17 protein-coding genes are annotated in these 18,126 nt (G+C 38.4%); 3 read left to right on the forward strand and 14 right to left on the reverse strand.

Annotated elements, in window-relative coordinates; all coding sequences use genetic code 11:
* Positions 1–264: 264 nt before the first annotated feature.
* The 6 genes from CSV63_RS10940 to CSV63_RS10970 all read right to left on the reverse strand — a co-directional run bounded on the left by CSV63_RS10940 (position 265) and on the right by CSV63_RS10970 (position 7,022).
* Positions 265–1,092, reverse strand: a complete 828-nt coding sequence (locus tag CSV63_RS10940; RefSeq protein ID WP_099695831.1) for a dihydrodipicolinate synthase family protein — start codon at positions 1,090–1,092, stop codon at positions 265–267.
* 783 nt (positions 1,093–1,875) lie between these two features.
* Positions 1,876–2,043, reverse strand: coding sequence for a Fe3+ hydroxamate ABC transporter substrate-binding protein (locus tag CSV63_RS10950; protein WP_099695833.1), 168 nt, complete (start codon positions 2,041–2,043; stop codon positions 1,876–1,878).
* A gap of 94 nt (positions 2,044–2,137) precedes the next feature.
* Complete coding sequence (locus CSV63_RS10955; protein WP_099695834.1) at positions 2,138–2,560, reverse strand: VOC family protein; 423 nt, start codon at positions 2,558–2,560, stop codon at positions 2,138–2,140.
* Positions 2,561–2,703: 143 nt separating this feature from the next.
* Complete coding sequence (locus CSV63_RS10960) at positions 2,704–3,285, reverse strand: CPBP family intramembrane glutamic endopeptidase (protein ID WP_099695835.1); 582 nt, start codon at positions 3,283–3,285, stop codon at positions 2,704–2,706.
* A 654-nt stretch (positions 3,286–3,939) separates the two neighbouring features.
* A complete protein-coding gene (locus CSV63_RS10965) occupies positions 3,940–4,845 on the reverse strand; it encodes a chemotaxis protein (RefSeq protein WP_099695836.1) in 906 nt (301 codons plus the stop codon).
* Positions 4,846–4,991: 146 nt separating this feature from the next.
* On the reverse strand, positions 4,992–7,022 hold the full coding sequence (locus CSV63_RS10970) for an EAL domain-containing protein (protein WP_158233954.1): 2,031 nt from the start codon (positions 7,020–7,022) through the stop codon (positions 4,992–4,994).
* 293 nt (positions 7,023–7,315) lie between these two features.
* On the opposite strand from CSV63_RS10970, the gene CSV63_RS10975 reads away from it, so the two are divergent.
* Positions 7,316–7,642 (forward strand): nucleoside triphosphate pyrophosphohydrolase, encoded by a 327-nt coding sequence (locus tag CSV63_RS10975; RefSeq protein WP_099695838.1) that lies wholly within the window; start codon positions 7,316–7,318, stop codon positions 7,640–7,642.
* Positions 7,635–10,052 (forward strand): DEAD/DEAH box helicase family protein, encoded by a 2,418-nt coding sequence (locus tag CSV63_RS10980; protein ID WP_099695839.1) that lies wholly within the window; start codon positions 7,635–7,637, stop codon positions 10,050–10,052. The genes CSV63_RS10975 and CSV63_RS10980 overlap by 8 nt, the downstream gene beginning before the upstream one ends.
* Before the next feature lie 395 nt (positions 10,053–10,447).
* Here the strand turns inward: CSV63_RS10980 and CSV63_RS10985 are convergent, their stop codons facing one another.
* The 7 genes from CSV63_RS10985 to CSV63_RS11015 all read right to left on the reverse strand — a co-directional run bounded on the left by CSV63_RS10985 (position 10,448) and on the right by CSV63_RS11015 (position 16,714).
* The gene (locus tag CSV63_RS10985) at positions 10,448–11,653 is read right to left on the reverse strand and encodes a MalY/PatB family protein (RefSeq protein ID WP_099695840.1); all 1,206 of its coding nucleotides are present in this window, start codon (positions 11,651–11,653) and stop codon (positions 10,448–10,450) included.
* A gap of 79 nt (positions 11,654–11,732) precedes the next feature.
* Positions 11,733–12,941: an amidohydrolase gene (locus CSV63_RS10990; protein ID WP_199203647.1), complete on the reverse strand. Its 1,209-nt coding sequence runs from the start codon at positions 12,939–12,941 to the stop codon at positions 11,733–11,735.
* Positions 12,942–13,145: 204 nt separating this feature from the next.
* Complete coding sequence (locus CSV63_RS10995; RefSeq protein ID WP_199203648.1) at positions 13,146–14,576, reverse strand: Na+/H+ antiporter NhaC family protein; 1,431 nt, start codon at positions 14,574–14,576, stop codon at positions 13,146–13,148.
* 348 nt (positions 14,577–14,924) lie between these two features.
* On the reverse strand, positions 14,925–15,095 hold the full coding sequence (locus tag CSV63_RS16520) for a hypothetical protein (protein WP_158233955.1): 171 nt from the start codon (positions 15,093–15,095) through the stop codon (positions 14,925–14,927).
* Between the two features lie 45 nt (positions 15,096–15,140).
* Positions 15,141–15,515: a RidA family protein gene (locus CSV63_RS11005; protein WP_099695842.1), complete on the reverse strand. Its 375-nt coding sequence runs from the start codon at positions 15,513–15,515 to the stop codon at positions 15,141–15,143.
* Between the two features lies 1 nt (position 15,516).
* A complete protein-coding gene (locus CSV63_RS11010) occupies positions 15,517–16,185 on the reverse strand; it encodes a helix-turn-helix transcriptional regulator (RefSeq protein WP_099695843.1) in 669 nt (222 codons plus the stop codon).
* Between the two features lie 298 nt (positions 16,186–16,483).
* A complete protein-coding gene (locus CSV63_RS11015) occupies positions 16,484–16,714 on the reverse strand; it encodes a hypothetical protein (RefSeq protein WP_099695844.1) in 231 nt (76 codons plus the stop codon).
* 461 nt (positions 16,715–17,175) lie between these two features.
* On the opposite strand from CSV63_RS11015, the gene CSV63_RS11020 reads away from it, so the two are divergent.
* Positions 17,176–17,562, forward strand: a complete 387-nt coding sequence (locus tag CSV63_RS11020) for a VOC family protein (RefSeq protein WP_099695845.1) — start codon at positions 17,176–17,178, stop codon at positions 17,560–17,562.
* Between the two features lie 178 nt (positions 17,563–17,740).
* Here the strand turns inward: CSV63_RS11020 and sda are convergent, their stop codons facing one another.
* Positions 17,741–17,857: a sporulation histidine kinase inhibitor Sda gene (sda, locus tag CSV63_RS11025; protein WP_099636188.1), complete on the reverse strand. Its 117-nt coding sequence runs from the start codon at positions 17,855–17,857 to the stop codon at positions 17,741–17,743.
* Positions 17,858–18,126: the final 269 nt, after the last annotated feature.

An 18,126-nucleotide genomic window follows, 5' to 3' on the forward strand; every position in this document is an offset into this window, starting at 1 on the left:
TCATTTTTACATAGATTTCTTCACCAGGTTTAACCTCTCGATTACAAGTAGAACAATATAATGTACGCTTGAACAAATGACTACCCCCCTTTACTACAAAATGGTTTTATCGTGGAAAGGACGCAACTCCTTCTTCAGGAATTGCGCCCGATTGTTGAACAAATATTAAGTGAAGAAAATTAAAAGCGTTCAGAATTCGCAACCTACATATTACATGATGAGATAAACGTTTTAGTAATAAGTCTAAAATATTTCACTATCTAATTAAATATTTCCTATTGGACTCCTGCAAATCCCCATTGGAATACCCTTACGATTAATGATTTTTTTCAGATTCACAATAGCATTTTCTTGATAAACTTGTTCTATAATGTTTTCTATTTTTTCGTTTTCTTGTTTGCTTACTTTTTGCTTCATAAGCATTTTTTGAAACCATTGACTAATTTCTGTCGCGGAAACATTCCCAGCAATAGAAGAAAGACGATCATATCCATGCAATACCTTTTCTTCTAAATCCACTTCTCCACCAGCATAAAAATATAAAGCATTTTTATGCATACCATTTTTTATTCGTTCAATTTTTTCTTTATTGCCAGCATCTTTTATTCCAACCACTAAATCTATCTTACTTAATTGAATAATACTATTCTCTGATAAATCAAATCCAGTTCTTTTTGGATTGTTATATAAAATTGTAGGTTTATTACTAAGCTGCATAATCCTCTTTGTATAAACGAATGCTTCTTCTTGTGTCGGTATAACATACGGTGGATACCCAAGCATGATACCGGATATTTTTGTGTGTCGAATCTTTTCAGCTAATTCCTCTGCCTCTTTTTGTCTAATTGAAGCCACACCAAATATAATTTCCATATTACTAATAAGTTCTTCTTCTAGTTCTAAACCGTTTATTATTTCAATTTTTTCTTGAAGGTTTAAACTATGCTGTTCTCCAGTAGTTCCAGATACAAGAACAGATTTTACTCCTTGTTTATACAGGTCTCTTATATGGCTTATTGTCCCTTGAATATTTAAAGATTCATCCTCAAAAAAAGCTGTTGGCACGGCAATATGAACTTTTTCTGATAGCATTATGTTATCCCCTTTATCCTTTTTATCTACTTAAACTAACTGCCAGTTTAGTTTAAATATATTTTGTCACAATCTCCATTTATTTCACTATAACTATTTTATATCTTAAGGACGATCTTCCGCAATCTGGCCCGATTGTGGGAAATCCTTATTTAGTTATCACGCTCGTTAATTGAAGAACAAATACTCTTACTATATAAGTTGAACTTTAGAAGTAATAATCTCATGGGAACCGTTGATTTCCGTTCCAGGCGGACGCGTTCCGCGGGCACGGCCTCAATCTCCTCGTCCGCTACGGGCAAAGACGTGCTCCTAACGCTTCGCTTTTACTCGCAAAAACCGTTCTTCGTTACGGTTTTCGCTACCTGCGGGACTTTCAGCTCGTGCTGTTCCCGCTGGAGTCGCCGCCTTCCTCTCCAATCAACTTAGTGTATCCTAAAATCTTTAATTCAATTTATATATCATTCGTTTTTTTGGCAAGAAAACGAATAATTCAAATTCAAAAAGCCCCCTTGTAGTTCAGGTATCCCATCTATTTCATAACATCCTTCGCTCGCAAGACGTATTTCCTTATTGTTGAAATACGATTGGGTAGTCATTAAAATTGCCATCATGACAAAAGACAAAGTGCTTAGTAGTAAAATTCCTTTCGTTCTGTTTCTCATATTATCGCTCCTCGTACAATCACGGATTTGCTACTATAAATATTTCACAATCTGGCCCAATTTTTAGCATGCCGTTATTCGATTATCACGCCCGATTGTTGAATAAACTTCCCAGTATTTAATTGTGTGTAGAACAATCTGTACAATAAATTTTGCCCTCATTTTTCAAATACGCTTTTATTTCTACCATGCCGGCATATTGTGGAACTTTCATTTTTACATAGATTTCTTCACCAGGTTTAACCTCTCGATTGCAAGTAGAACAATATAATGTCCGCTTGAACAATTGACTACCTCCTTTTACTACAATATGGCCCGATTGTTGAAGATCGTTATTGAACTAAAGCACCCTTTGGTTGAAGATGAAGTGATATAAAACCCTATTCTGTAAATTCCCAAGCTGGATTCCAAACTACTTCCCACAAATGCCCGTCTGGGTCTTGGAAGTATCCGGAGTATCCTCCCCAAAAGGTATCGTGTGCTGGAACTGTAATACATGCACCAGCTTTCTCTGCCTGTTCCATTACCCTATCGACCTCTTCTTTACTTCCAACATTATGACCAATCGTAAATTCAGTAGGACTTTTTGGTGTCTGTTTTATGCTTGTGTCATGGGCTATATTCTTTCGATTCCAAATGGCGAGTTTTACGCCTGATTGTAAATCGAAAAATGCAACTGCACCATACTCAAATTCTTGGCCAACTATTCCTTCTGTTGGCAGTCCAAGTCCATCCTGATAGAACTTCAATGACCTTTCCAAATCATCTACACCCAATGTTATAACCGAAATCCGTGGTTTCATCTAATGCCTCCTTAAAAATTTACTCTGTACATTTTAAAATATTGGGGCTAACAAATAACATATTTATTGAATTAACCTGCCCCGTTAGTTGAATAATAAATAAGAGTTCCCCCAGAAGCACCTTTGTTCGACTAAAGCACCCATTAGTAGAAGAGTGATACTAACAGATTATATAAAGAGTGGATAATAATTACTGACCAAAGAGAATAACTTTTTTTATCTACAAACCCAAATATAATACCCAATACAAAAGCTGTTATTATGGAACTTAGAATATAAGGCAATTCAAACAGCCCTTTATAAAACCAAATAGGAAAATGAATTGATACAAAGAGTAAAGCTGTAATTGTGTTTGCTATCCAGAATCTGAAAGAATCCAGAAGTTTTCTTAATAAAAATCCCCTGAACACAATTTCCTCAATTATGCCAACTAATAGAATGGTATTTAGTAATTCGTTAAACCCTATTTGGAAATCGATATTTTTTTTAAAAACGGCAAGATTTAAAATGACAAAATAGGATATGAATGCTAAAGCTACCCAACCTGTCCACTTTAGGCCTTTTCTAAAGTTATGACGTAATCCTAAATAGGAAATCGGATTACTTTTTTCTATAACTTTCACTAATAATATAACGGGAATGACCCAAATAATTATTTTAATAATGGCTGATGTGATAGCTCGCGGTACAGAATCCATCAAATCTAAATATTGAACTAACCACAATTCCCTGATACACCATAGGGCATAAAATGTTATGAAATATACCCAAACATAATTTTTATTGACTTTTAAATCTATCAGAAACTCCCCCTATTTCTTCTTCAACTCTTCTGCTTCTTTAGTTCAAAAAGGAAAAAGGCTTTACTCCGTCTGAAGTAAAGCACACCTACTATTCAACATTTTACTAACTAATTCAATACAATAGCAAAAACACCTTCATCTTCAACTAACCCGCCACGTTAGTTGAAGTACATTTTTTCACAAACTCTTTTATATTTTAATATAAATATCTAATATTGTTTAGATGTAGGGTAGTGGTCATAATACCATTTTACGAAAAATCAACCTTAGCCGAACCAGTGTTATCTTTATACTTGATAAACTTTGCCACTGGAAAAACCATTTCACCTTCACTGTTTGTTAAGATATATCGTTCCTGTCCATCTTTATTTATTACTTCTTCCACTTACTATCAATATTTTTTCTAGTGTTTATGTTAACAAAGTAAAAAAGAGGGGATACCCCCCCTCTTTATTAACTATATTTAATATTTATTTTATACTCTAGTTATATATGCGAATTGTGTCCTCTATCGGCATGCTAATTACTGTTTTCTCCTCGTGTTCCCAATCCGTTAGCAGTACACGGAAGTCTTTTTTACAATATATACTTATCGATCTTCAATACCAATTCCGCGATTTCCGGCTTACTAACTTGATCGTCGGCTCCGACACTGTCTCCTTTATGCTTCAAGTCATCTGTGATGAGTGAAGAGAAGATGATAATCGGCAGTCCTGCAAGTTGTGGCGTTTCACGAATTCGTTTTGTGAAATGGTGTCCGTCCATTTGAGGCATCTCGATATCCGTGATGACCAACTGGACTTCCTCCTTCACATGAACACCATCCGCCACTAGCGTCTCCAAGTAATCAAACGCATCTTTACCGTTTTCATAGAAGTCGAGATTCGCATAGCCTGCTTCACTGAGTGTGTCATACAATAACTTACGCAATAACGGAGAATCTTCCGCAATCAAAATGCGTTTATCTGAACGCTCACGCTTCCCAAGCTTCTTCACTTGCTCCACGTTAATACCTGCTTCCGGATTAATATCCACAATGATCTTTTCGAAATCAAGCAACAGCAACATATCGCCATCGAGCTTGATGACGCCAATCACCTGAGAGTTTTCTGCTGCATAAATGCCAGAAGGTTTCTCAATTTGATTCCAAGAAATACGGTGGATCTGCGTCACGTTATGTACGCGGAAAACGACCGTTTGTTTATTGAATGAGGCGACGATATACTTTGCATCTTCTGGATGGCTTGAAGGGGCCATTCCTAAAATTTTCTCCATACTGACGACGGGCAATACTTCACCACGCAACTGAATAATTCCTTCCACCGCAAAATGTGCATGGGGAATCGGCGTGATTTTCAATGGCATGATGATCTCCTTCACTTTGATCACGTTAATGCCATACCGGTTTCCTTGCATCTCAAATCCAACAATCTCCAGCTCATTTGTGCCACTTTCCAATAAAATTCCTGAATCATTGGACACGCTCTTCCACCCTCTCAGACGATATAGTCAATTGCTAATATATGTATTCATAAAATATATAATTCATTGGTGCGATAGGACTAGTATATCACACCAATTGACTATCAATCTATGGGAATATAAATAAATCTAGTAATGAGTTCGCGTTACGGATGTACGAAACCTCGCGTATTTGACTCTGCCAGCCAGCTTTCGAGTTGTGGAACCGTCAAGGGTTTCGAGAAATAATATCCTTGGAAAGTCAAATCAGACTTCAAACCAAGCAGAAATTCCACTTGCTCTACTTTCTCTACGCCTTCGACGACGATTGTCAGATCCATCGAGCATCCGATCGATATGATGGCATTTAGCACCGCACTGTTCTTCGCTGTCGCAGGTACTCTATCTGTAAAGGACTTATCAATCTTCAGCGTCGTAATAGGCATCTGCTGTAAAAAGGACAATGACGACACGCCAGTCCCGAAATCATCAAGCGCAATCGAAAATCCATAGCGCCTGAATCGTTTCATAGCAGCAATAGCCTGGTTAGTGGATTTCGCCGTACTCGTTTCCGTTAGCTCCAGTTCAATACGACTTGGATCGAATCGATACGCAGTGGTTTCTTTCCATAGAAGATCGAGTAGATGTGGTTCTATCACATATTCGCCTGGAATGTTAATGGCTACTTGCGGTATATGAATACGTTGTGAATCCCAGTTATGAATCTGTCTGCACACTTCGCGAATCACCCAGTCCGTCACTTCTCCCATTCGCCCTTCTTGCTCTAGGATCGGAATGAACGTCGCGGGCGTAATCGCGCCAAGTTTTGGATGCGTCCAACGAAGCAATGCTTCCACACCGACAAATTCATGGCTAGCCCCTTTTACTTTCGGTTGGTAGACGAGATAGATATGTCCTTCATCCAACGCTTTGGAAATATCGCGCAAGACATCTTGCTCATAAGACATTCCGTGGGTCACTGGATCGAACGTCACCAATCCCCACTCATGTGAAGCTGCCGCTTGTTCCACAACCATCAATGCTTCCTTATATAACGTCTTTACAGATTTATTTTGATCGGCCTTGGCTAACCCGCATGCATAACGCATCTCTTGATTCTTGATAGGTAGAAGTTGATCGATTTCACGCTGCATGATGATTAAGTTTTTATAGAAATCTACAGTTCGTCCCGTATGTTCCACACAAAATAGATAACGATTTCCGCTGACACGGTACAATTGTGCATAGGAAGGTTTCCACTTCGCAAGCAACTCACCGATTTGCTGCAAGATTCTATCCCCTTCCGAGTACCCGTATAATTGATTGATACGTGGCAGATCAGGGAAATTCCAAATCGCGATATCTCCCACCGCGACTTCATCGGTCAAACAACGTTCCCAATTCCGGCGATTCGGCAGTTTTGTCAAGACATCGAAATACTTCAGCCAATAATCGACATACCCGTCAATATAAGATATCAATAACATGCCGAGAAGCAAAGTTACGGAGCCAACGCCGATAAAACTATTTATACCTTGCATATGCATAACAGACTCACGTAACGCTTGGCCTTCTTCTACATAATAGGTAGTAGCGCGTATGCCGAGATAATGCATGGACAGTGTGCCGACTGTCAGGGAAATTGTCGCAAGTACTTTTGATAGTGAAATACGTTCTAGATTGCTGATTTCCCGCAGCGCGAGGTATGCAAGCAATCCAACAATCACGTTCCCCGCTATAAGTAATTTCCAATCGTAGACGATGACCGCATCCACCTTCATCGCGAACATGCCTACGATGTGCATAGCGGTCGTACCTTGCGCAATCAACGCAGCCCCTACGGAATGGCGCCAACAAGCATTCATCGGGCTACGCACAAGCCGAAACGCAAGTAACGTCGCAATGAAAATGGGCAATATACAAACGAATGCCCACCCATAATGCACATGTATTTCAATCGGCAACAACAGTGAATTCATCGCAAGAAAATGAGTCGCCCAAATGCCAAACGATAATGCCAGTGAAGCCAATAAGAGCCATACTTCCTGTTTAAAGAAACTAGGCTTTAGCATTCGATCATATAATACGAGTGTGGTATAGGAAGCGAACGCTATCACTAAAAATGATGCGATTATCATTTTTGGTGAAAAGGAACCGATCAATTGTGTATAGTCTTGGTAGTCTGGTGTCGAAAACATTCGTTCCACCTCCTTACCCCAGTAGAAAGGGAAATTCATACTTTATCATGATTCTAAATACTCACAGCTAACCTTGTACAAAACAAGTTGCTTACTACTTATTATTTACTATTCACCTATACTAGTCAATCCATTTTCAAGATATTCTGGACATTCAGCTATCTAAACTCCTAGTAATGTGATAAGTATATGGTATTTTCTAATAATTTGATAGCGAAACTGTTTAGAGTATTACTGCTTATAATGGAATATGTTAGAATAAAGCAAATTACGGAATTGAAGGAGAGATACAAATGCCTATCTATAATAAACTCGTCCGCGACCTCATCCCGGAGATTATCGAGGCGGATGGAAAAACTTGCGTGACCCGTATATTGAATGATTCACAATACATAGCTGAAATACATAACAAGATGCATGAAGAATTGGCGGAGTACGAAGAAGCGACTAACGCGGAAGATGCTGTCGAAGAACTATCCGATTTACTAGAACTGATTCATGCGGCAGCTGCTTATCATGGTGTGACGGTAGAGGAGCTAGAAACTGTACGCGCGAAGAAAGCGAATGCACGAGGGGGATTTAATGAAAGAATCTATCTAGTGGAAGTGGCGGATGACTAAACTGCGCCTGCTGACGAAAAACTTGCTAATGGACTTAAAACGGCTCACTGCAGAGGCGGATACGATTTACTGGATGACAGCGTTTTTGATGAAGTCCGGAGTGAACGAAGTACTTCCCGCTTTACGTGAGGCCTCCATGCGTGGTGCGGATATCAAGATTCTGACCGGTGATTATCTATCGATTACACAACCGGACGCACTACAATTATTAAATGAAGGATTACCCACTGCCGAACTTCGCATGATTGAAAGTGGCGGTACATCTTTTCATCCGAAAGCGTATCTATTCAAATCACAAAACAGCTCTACCGTCATTATAGGATCATCTAACTTATCGCGTTCCGCTTTGACGAAAGGTATCGAATGGAACCTCTATGCACCATCGACAGTAGACGAAACTATTTTCGAAACGGCTGCGGATGAATATATGAAGGTGTTCTTATCTCCGAACACGGTACCGATCAACAGTGAACAAATTGAGTTGTATAGAAGACGCTACGAAGAAACGAATCGGAGGCTACCATTTAGTTCCGTATGGGAACCCAAGACGGAAATCGAAATGACATTCGGGGCAACTGAGCAAGAAGAAAGCAGTATCGTCGATCCAACAGCCCCCTATCAATCATCTGTCTTAAATCCACGGCCCGCCCAAGAACTAGCTCTCACTGCGCTTCATCAAACAGTTGAAGCCGGCTACGAAAAAGCACTCGTCGTTCTCGCAACAGGACTTGGGAAGACCTATTTAGCCGCTTTTTTTGCAGAGTCCTATAAGCGTGTCCTATTTATCGCGCATCGTGAAGAACTACTCACACAAGCGCAAGCTTCATTCGCACGCGTATTTCCGAATCGCACAGGCGGAATCTACAACGGTCAACAAAAGCACGCAGACACGGAACTCGTCTTCGCATCGATCCAGACACTCGCGAGACAATACCACTTGCATCAATTCTCCCCCACTGCGTTTGACCTGATTGTCGTAGACGAATTCCACCATGCGGCCGCCACTACATACGAACGGGTACTTGACTACTTTAAACCCGAATTCTTGCTCGGTCTAACCGCAACACCCGACCGACTCGACAACAAAGATGTCTACAGTTTATGCGACGGCAACGAAGCGATCTCCATTCACTTCCTAGACGCCATCCGGCAAAACTGGCTTTCTCCTTTCGTCTACTATGGTGTACTGGACGAAACCGACTACAGCCAACTGAAATGGCGCCATAACCGCTACGACGAAGAAGAACTACTGCGCCTGCAATTACGCGACAGCTACGCACAAGCAGTACTCGATGCATGGAACGAACACAAAAAGACCCGCACGATCGGATTCTGTTCTTCCATTAAACAAGCCATGTACTTGAGCGATTATTTCATAAAAGCCGGCTACCGATCACTTGCCTTACACGGAAACACGGATCGACAGACACGCACCACCGCACGTAACTTGCTGGAAACGGGCCAACTCGACATTATCTTCACCGTCGATCTATTCAATGAAGGCGTCGATATCCCGAGCGTAGACACTCTCCTATTCGCTCGCCCTACCGAATCACTAACTGTCTTCACCCAGCAAATCGGACGCGGCTTGCGCTTGGCAGACGGCAAAACGCATTGTGTCATCATCGACTTAATCGGAAACTACCGCAATGCACGGAAAAAGTTTGAAGTCTTTAATGAAAACAAAGAATTGCCTGCAAAAATCAGCAGTGAAACATTTACCGAATCCGGCAATTTCGAGTTCCATTTCGAAACAGCGATCATCGACTTACTTGAAGCAATGAAACAAAATGAACCAATCCAGCAACGACTCATTACCGCTTATTTCGACTTAAAAGCAGAACTAGGCCACCGCCCAACGTATCTCGAATATCACTTGAAAGCAAACGAAGACGCCAAAGCCATCCAGCAAAAATTCAAGACATATCCGATTCTGTTAGAGTATGCGGATGAGCTAAGTGAATTGGAGAAAGGAGTACTCACGCAATATAGGGACCTACTCATCGAAATCAATAAAACCTTAATGAATAAAAGCTATAAAATGATTCTATTGAAGTACATGCTGACTAGAGGAGCAGCTGATTGGTATAAACCGGTGACACCGAATGAAGTCGCCCCCTTCTTCCATGCGTACTTGATGGAAAAACCTTATCGCCGTGATACGGACTTATCGGATAGGCAAGGCCAGTTACTTCGGGAATATGATGAAGGTATAGTAGCGAAGTTGATAGCTACTATGCCGATGACGAAGTGGAGTGGTTCTTCGAAAGGGTTTTTTGTGTTTGAGAATGACTCATTCGATACGCAGATAGAAATAGAAAAGCAACATGAGGAAGTTTTGTTTGGTTGGGTACGGGAGATTTGTGAGTATCGGTTGCATTGGTATTTTGAGAGGAAGGGTTCTGTTTAACACACAAAAAAGTTGTAGCCATTGCGCAACTTTTTGCGAGTCGGATCTAGGCTACAACTCTTTAACTACTTACGCAAAGAGTTGTATTTGTAATGTTTAATTTTCTAAATAAGAATATTTTAATATAAATGCAATGAAACCTAAAACTAACCTCTTTAACAATTATATCTCCTCCTGTAAACATACCCTTTCAACATCTCTCAGCTAAGTGCAGTACCTTGTAGTTATAATGATAAAGAGCTCTTAACAATAGGTTGCTACTATCATTTTACTTTTACAAACAGAAATGTTAAAATCCACACAAATAAGTAGCAACTACATCTCTTCCATCAAAAATAGAGCAATGGGTTAACTAAAGTGTTAATTTATCCATTGCTCTATCATTTATTTAAATTTTATCTATTTAAACGCTCTAACTTTTTGCTTTTCTTTAATGCCGCACCTAAACGATGCAATGCTTCCTCTAATGCGTCTGTTGGCAATGCTAAGTTAATCCGCTCAAAGCCGTTGCCTTCTTCGCCAAAGATGTACCCTGACGTCGTAAAAAACGCGGCATCCTTCTGCAAAAATGATTCAAGTTCTTCTTGATCCAAACCTAAAGCATTAAAATCTAGCCATTGCACATAAGTCCCTTCAATCAATGGTGCTTTGATTTGTGGGAAATATTCCTTAAAGTAGTCATGTACTAAATGTTGGTTGGTATCAATCACCTTTAACAACTCATCAAGCCAAGCTTCTGATTTTGTATAGGCTAATTCATAAGCCTTATACCCTAAAATACCAACCATATTCCCAGTTTCTACTGCCAATTCTTGATTGAATTGTTCACGAATTTTTTTATTTGAAATAATGATACTAGAAGCCATCATCCCCGCCAAGTTGAAGGACTTGGAAGCTGCTGTACAAGTAATTAACTTATCTGTCAACTCTTCATTAACCGTTGCAAGCACCGTATGTTGATGTCCTGGCATGATAAAATCATACCAAATTTCATCTGAAATCACATATAAATCATGTTTCACAGCAATGCCTGCTAATTTTTCTAACTCTTCCTTTTTCCAAACTCGACCCACAGGGTTATGCGGGCTACAAAATAACAATATTTTGTTGTTCGGATCTGCTGCAGCTTTTTCAAAAGCCTCAAAGTCAATCGTATAATCGTCATTATTCTTTAGTAACGGTACATTTACTTCCGTACGCTCATTATCCTCAATTGCCATACTAAACGGATAATAAACGGGACGAAAATTGATGACTCCATCTCCCTTTTTTGAAAACATACGAATTGCTGTATAAAAAGCGGATAAAATCCCTTGAGTGGGAACAATCCATTCCTTTTCAATTTCCCATTGATGTCGTCTTTTTTGCCAGTCCACTACAGCCGTTAAAAAGGATTCATAAGGACCTGTATAACCAAGCACTGCTTCATCTAGATATTCCCTTAATCCTTCTATCACTTCAGGTGGGTTTTTAAACTCCATATCAGCATCTGACAATGGGATAACATCTTCACTCACATCTGGATTCAACTTATACATTTGCTCCCATTTCAATGCACCTTTATCTTTTCGGTTCACTCTTGTTGTAAAATCGTATCCCATTTCTAACACTTCCTTATATAGATTGTACTTTTTATACCTTTTCTTCCTATCTTAATCGTCTATTCACAAGAATCATATATTATTTAGTTAGAAAATCTACTGCAAATTTAGACGTTGCCAAAACTCCGTTAATTAGCGCATTTTCATCTATATCAAATTGATTATTATGATGCTCTGCACCACTTCCGTACCCTTCATTACGAACACCTATAAGAGCAAAAAGCGTAGGTGCTATTGTTCTATACTCACTAAAGGTTTCAGTCGCATACCAGATTACATCATGTATGACAGAACCTGGCATCATTTCTTCATTACCAGAAATCGCTAGTTCCGCTAGTTTTTCATCATTTATAACCGGATCCCCACCAATTTCGAGATTTTCTCCAAATTCAACGGTACAATTATGTGCCTGTGCAGTAAATTCTGCAATTTTCTTTACTATATCCAAAGCCTTTCTGCCTTCTTCCACATCAAAAAATCGGAGAGAACCCCGAATATTCACCTTATCTGGAATGATATTATCTATCTCACCACCATGGATTTGCGTCAATCCGAGTGTAACCGTTTTTGTGACGTCAATTTGATTCGCCCATGCATTTGTAAGTCCAGTTAAAATATTGGCTGCTGCAAAAATTGGATTAATGGACAGATCCGGACGTGAACCGTGACCACTTTTCCCATGTACAGTGAAATTAACTAATTTACCTCCGGCCATTCTTGGACCTGCATCAACACATACCGAACCACTGTCCATAAATGCTGTTAAGTGGTTGCCGTAAATGGCATCGATTCCTCGATTATCTAAGTGTTGAACCATCGCCTCAATACCGGATGCAATTTCCTCCCCTTCTTCAAAAATAAAGTAAACTTCACCACTCAAATTATGCTTCATTTCTGTTAGTATTTTCATTGTGGAAAGTACAATAGCCATATGACCATCATGTCCACATGCATGCATAACTCCTGGATTTTTAGAGAAATACTTTCTTGGTCCAGCAAAATTCTGCGGATTTTCTTCAATAGGAAGTGCATCAATATCTGTTCTAATTCCTAATGTCTTACCTGGTTTTCCTGTATCAAATAAAACGGTGAAACCAGTGCTGCCGGGTACTTCTTCAACTTCCAATCCTAATTCCTTTATTGTATCTTTTAAAAATTTAACTGTTTCGTCTTCCTCAGAACTTAGTTCTGGATATTCGTACAAATACTTACGAATGCGAATGGTTTCTGCTTCTAATTCTTTCGCTCTGTTTTTTATGAATGCATTCATTTCTGTCATTGTCGTCATGTTATCGCCCTTCCCTCATTCATCTAAGATCATATAAGTGAATCCATTTTATCGTGACAAAAAACAGCTACATCAGGATAATATGTGGTTAAGAAAGCCACAACGAAACCACATATCATACTGACGTGAAGGTAAACTCGTATGATGAAATGGATTAAAGTGTATATTAAACATGCATTTGTACTCGTTTACTTTTCATCCTATTTATTCGCCACCAGTCCAGCCGACAATAGTTAGTATATATAGAATGACAAAGCTCATTAGCATGAAGATTACTACTGCCGGGAAAACCCAACGTACCCATTTTGTAAAGGGTACACCTGCCATTACACAAGAACCGATTGTCCAACCAAGCACTGGAGATATTAGATTTGTGAAACCATCACCAAACTGGAAAGCTTGAATTGCTAACTGATTTGGTAGACCCAGCGTGTTGGCAATTGGTTCAATGATTGGAACAAGAATCGCTGCCTTACTTGTAGCTGATGGTATAAGCGGATTAAGTATAGCGACAACTAGACTTATTCCAATTGTAGCAAAACTTTGGTTTAGCTCCATTAATGGCTTTGTCAACGTAAAAACAATCGTATCTATGATATTTCCTTCCGTTAAAACCAGTGACATAACACGAGCTAAACCGATAATAAAGGCAATAAAAGCTATAGAAGCAATTCCTTTAGAAAAGTTTTCACCAATATCATCAAAGGACATACGAGTCAATAGTCCAATAACGATAGCAGCTAATATAGCAATAACAATGAAAAAGTGGTAAAGATTTTCTCCTCCAAATACAGAATAAGAGATGATCACTAAAAAATGAGCAATAAAAACCAATAGTGCCAAAACACTTGTTAATTTAAGTTTTTCTTCTTTTATTACATCGTCTCCATTTTGATTACCTAATTGGTGTGCTCTCCATCCATTACTATACATTAGAGAAGATTTTTCATTATTTTCAATTTTTTTGATATAACGCATAAGATAAATTAAGCCAACAATCATAAATAAGTTCACAGAAATGAACCGAAATCCGATTCCGGAATAAGGTGTAACACCAATCATCAATTGAGATATAAAATGGCCTTGAGGTCCAGTTGCGAATCCAATTAAGGTCGGAAAAGTTGTAATACCGATAGCAACAAGTGGATCCAGTTTCAACTTCCTGGCAAATATGACACCAATTGGTACTAAAGCAATCAGTGAATCACTACCTGCAAGTGCACCAATATAAACCATCATTATAAACATTGCGCTAACTAAAATACCCTTCCCTTTATCTTGTAATTTAAAAATAGCCCAGTTCAAAATATTATCTATCGCACCAGATGCGAGTAGTACAGCAATTGTTGCACCCGATACTAAAACAAGATAAATAGTGATGCTAGACTCATTCAATCCATCCAATATTAACATCATCATCCTCCAGGGACTTACAGATGTTTGATGTCCAAGGAATTCAAACTGATTTCCTAAAATAGTCCCATCCTCATCCGTCGCAAAATTACCTGCTGGGATGATATATGTTGCAATACTGCCCAATAATAATATCCCCATCATTATCCAAAATAAATGTGGCAACTGGAACTTTTTCTTATTAATAATTAGATTTTCATCTGCCTTAAATTGCTTTTCCATAATGAGAATCCCCCTTTTTAATTTAGATGTATTCTTATCATTTAAAGGATATATTCTAAAACAATTTCACTTGGAAGCCTTATATGTTTACATCACTTAAGCACTAAAATTTTATACCCATCTCAAAAAACTTCTAATCGGGAACTGGTCGAAAGCGCTTACATATCTTTCATTCAAGTTTAATTATGTCAAGATGTAGTATTTCTCTTCAAATGAATACTACATCTTTTAACCAATTAACTTCTTATAATATTTTCATTCTTTTGAAATACTGGCACATCTATTTCAATATTCTTCGGATATTTAATTCCAGCCCCTGTATTTAGTACAACGACTTGTCCATCTTCTTTAATCCAACCATCTTCCCGAAGGTGCAGCGGCAAATGCTAACGTACCTTCGGGACAGACAAATGCCCTCTCTGAAGAAGCGATAAAACTTAATTCTTTCAATAGAGCGCCGTCACTTATAGCTATTGCACAGCGGTTTGTTTTTTCAATACCTTCCACTAATTCTTGCAATTCACGAAGTCCTTTATAAATGCCAATATAGCTATATGTCATTTATTAACGAATGGCAATCGATTCAATTTCAACCAAAGCGTTTTTGGGAAGTTCTTTGACTCCTACCATGGCTCTAGCTGGTTTACTATCACCGAAGTACTTATCGTATACTTCATTTACTTCTACTACTTTATCTAATGAAGTAAGATAGACCGTATTTTTCACAACATTTTTTGCAGATAAACCGGCAGCTTTCAAAATCGATTCTATATTTTCCAGACACTGCTCTGCCTGTTCCACGATATCTTCATTCATTTTATTGGTAGTTGTGTTAATAGGTAATTGACCCGAAATGAATAGAATATTATCCCTTTCTACTGCTTGTGAGTAGGCACCTACCGCTGCTGGAGCATTATCGGTATGAATCTTCTTGAACATATTAATCATCTCCTAAACTATTATTAAAACTTTGCTCCATACGAACTTTCTGAAGGTAGTTGTAAATAGTGAACTTCGACACTCCTAGAACACTAGCGATATATTCAGTAGCACCTTTAATTAAGAATGCCCCCTTCGACTCTAATTCCCTTATGACTTCTATTTTTTCTTCAGTATCCAACAGTGCAGGAGCTTTAAAGTGTTTTTCAAGTGCTTGCCTTGTCATTGATTGGATCACTTCATGTACATCGGTATAAAAGTTTTCATTTCTTTGCACGTCCTCTTTAAAACTAATAATTTCTTGAACTTCACCTCCCAGTTGAATTAACAAACTGATATCAAAATTGATGCATAACGCTCCTATTACCCTATCGTGAGAATCTTTCAAAAATACAGTTGATGATTTCATAACGGAACCTTTTCCAGATACTGTTTTGTAGTTCGCAAAATCTTCCCCATGCCCATTTTTCAATTGCTGTAACACTAAATCCGTGATTGGTGAACCAATATCCCGACCTGTCACTGATCCAGCCAAGTGGATAAGCGATTTTTCCAGACTACTAAAATCGTGTACAGCAACTTCGCACTTCGATCCAAACATCTCGACTAAAATATCAGCAGTGCGAATCGCGTGATCAAAAACTAATTTATTTTCTTTTTCCAATTCCATCCACTCCCACCTCTCGTTATCTAGGTAAAGCAACTATTCGGATAACTATAAAATCAATATTATCAGACTGTTATTTTAATTACAACAAATTTTTAACCATTAAAATTTTGTTGTAATTAAAACTTCCTCATAGTTATAAAGTTTATGGTTGTCCGACAAATCAACAAATGAGAGTTTGGCGCATTTATCACAGTAACTTAAATACTATGAAATGGCTGCTTTAACAAAACTTCGCGAGTATGTTCGGGCAGGAGATGTTTCTATTGTTAGGTAGCAAGTTTACATTCACTACGTCCACTTATCCAATAAACATAAAGCCGATGATTCCTTGCGTAGGAAAAATCGGATTCGTGGTTGTTTTTAATAACTTCTTGAACGCAATTAAAATACCAGGGTTATGTGCTGAAGGTGAAATGTTAATTTGTACATCATTTTTTGTTTGAAAAGACATATGTATTCTCCATGCTTCTTTAGTTAACATAACGTCACTTCTAGGTAGTTGATCCAGACAGACAAGCCCTTGTAACACTTCAGTTCCCCCCTATGGCCCTTCCCTTTCGTTATGTGTGAAATATACATCGTTAAATTAACGGGCTTTTGGTGAATGACAGACCTGTCTAACTGAATAGCTATACAGATTGACCTCAACGATGAGTAGATGAAAAACCCTCGCGGAAAGTCATGGGGAAGTTCATTCGAATTTATCCATAATTAGCATGTGAATCCTTTTTATAAGTTACGACATTCCTCTAATACCTATGTCTATATTCTATACGCCGTCAATACGGACCCATGTTTCATTCTTATATGCACGTACAGGTACCAGGTCCCTACACAATTAGGGTGTCAGTTACTTTTAAAAAACGTACTATCAGATATACCAGACCCGAAAATATGTTGCGATAAATAATATTCAACAAACAAGCATTTTTGACTGTATCCGTATCAACTCGTATATACTACATACAAAAGAGAAAAGGAGCGAAACGAATGATTAATAAAATCGGTCAAATTATGTTATACGTACACAATCAAGACGAGGCAGTGGATTTTTGGACGAAAAAGGTTGGATTTACTGTAATTTCAGATGAGGATAACGGACAAGGAATGAGATGGATTGAAATCGCTCCAACGAAAGAAGCGGAAACGAGTATAGTCCTTCACAACAAAGAAATGATTGCTGAGATGCAGCCAGAATTGAATCTTGGCACTCCTTCTTTACTGTTTTTCACAGAAGATCTTGAAACGTTACATAGTACGTTGTCCAATGAAGATATTACGGTGGGAGAAATCGTCGATATGCCTTCGGGAAGGGTATTTAACTTTGCCGATAGCGAACAAAATTATTTTGCGGTTATGGAAAAAGTATATAACTGATCGTAACGTGTTGCATGAAAATCTTAGTCGTTCCATTCGCTTACATGGGAACCGCTTGCGATTGTCGGATTAGTTCAGAAGCTAAAATATAGTTGGTTGCGACACGTCCGAATGCAGGTAGGATTCATTCTAATTCAACAAACTGGATATTTCTTTAAACAAAAAAACGCCACGGCATCTATATACCACGGCGTTTCATTTCTTCTTCAAGCAGTTCAATAAATGCTTGATCTACACGTACTTCCTCTGCGCGCTCATAAACTTCGAGCAATGCTGCGTTTGATAAGTTTAGCATAAGATCCCTACTTTCTTGTATATGAATTTTATTTGTTTACCATACCCCTTACTAAAGAAGTTAAACCATTATGTACATAATCGTATCAGTTTTTTCACTCATTATGTTGCTCGGAGCACTTCGGCTTCAAAGCAGATCAACGTGTTCCAAACACCATTCCTTTTACATATACTAGTAATAACGCACTAAATATACCAAGAAACTGATTATTTAAGATTCTTTTAATACATTATCTGCTATAATTCAATTACTTTTCAATATATTAAAAA

Origin of the sequence: Sporosarcina sp. P34 (assembly GCF_002743375.1) — a bacterium.
Taxonomy (GTDB): domain Bacteria; phylum Bacillota; class Bacilli; order Bacillales_A; family Planococcaceae; genus Sporosarcina.

Excerpts from the sequence above, each read along its gene's own strand:
- CSV63_RS10940 (WP_099695831.1), bottom strand. The coding sequence starts at position 1,092 with ATGCTATCAGAAAAAGTTCATATTGCCGTGCCAACAGCTTTTTTTGAG.
- CSV63_RS10955 (WP_099695834.1), bottom strand. The coding sequence starts at position 2,560 with ATGAAACCACGGATTTCGGTTATAACATTGGGTGTAGATGATTTGGAA.
- CSV63_RS10970 (WP_158233954.1), bottom strand. The coding sequence starts at position 7,022 with ATGTTTTCGACACCAGACTACCAAGACTATACACAATTGATCGGTTCC.
- CSV63_RS10975 (WP_099695838.1), top strand. The coding sequence starts at position 7,316 with ATGCCTATCTATAATAAACTCGTCCGCGACCTCATCCCGGAGATTATC.
- CSV63_RS10980 (WP_099695839.1), top strand. The coding sequence starts at position 7,635 with ATGACTAAACTGCGCCTGCTGACGAAAAACTTGCTAATGGACTTAAAA.
- CSV63_RS10985 (WP_099695840.1), bottom strand. The coding sequence starts at position 11,653 with ATGGGATACGATTTTACAACAAGAGTGAACCGAAAAGATAAAGGTGCA.
- CSV63_RS10990 (WP_199203647.1), bottom strand. The coding sequence starts at position 12,941 with ATGACGACAATGACAGAAATGAATGCATTCATAAAAAACAGAGCGAAA.
- CSV63_RS10995 (WP_199203648.1), bottom strand. The coding sequence starts at position 14,576 with ATGGAAAAGCAATTTAAGGCAGATGAAAATCTAATTATTAATAAGAAA.
- CSV63_RS11005 (WP_099695842.1), bottom strand. The coding sequence starts at position 15,515 with ATGTTCAAGAAGATTCATACCGATAATGCTCCAGCAGCGGTAGGTGCC.
- CSV63_RS11010 (WP_099695843.1), bottom strand. The coding sequence starts at position 16,185 with ATGGAATTGGAAAAAGAAAATAAATTAGTTTTTGATCACGCGATTCGC.
- CSV63_RS11020 (WP_099695845.1), top strand. The coding sequence starts at position 17,176 with ATGATTAATAAAATCGGTCAAATTATGTTATACGTACACAATCAAGAC.
- sda (WP_099636188.1), bottom strand. The coding sequence starts at position 17,857 with ATGCTAAACTTATCAAACGCAGCATTGCTCGAAGTTTATGAGCGCGCA.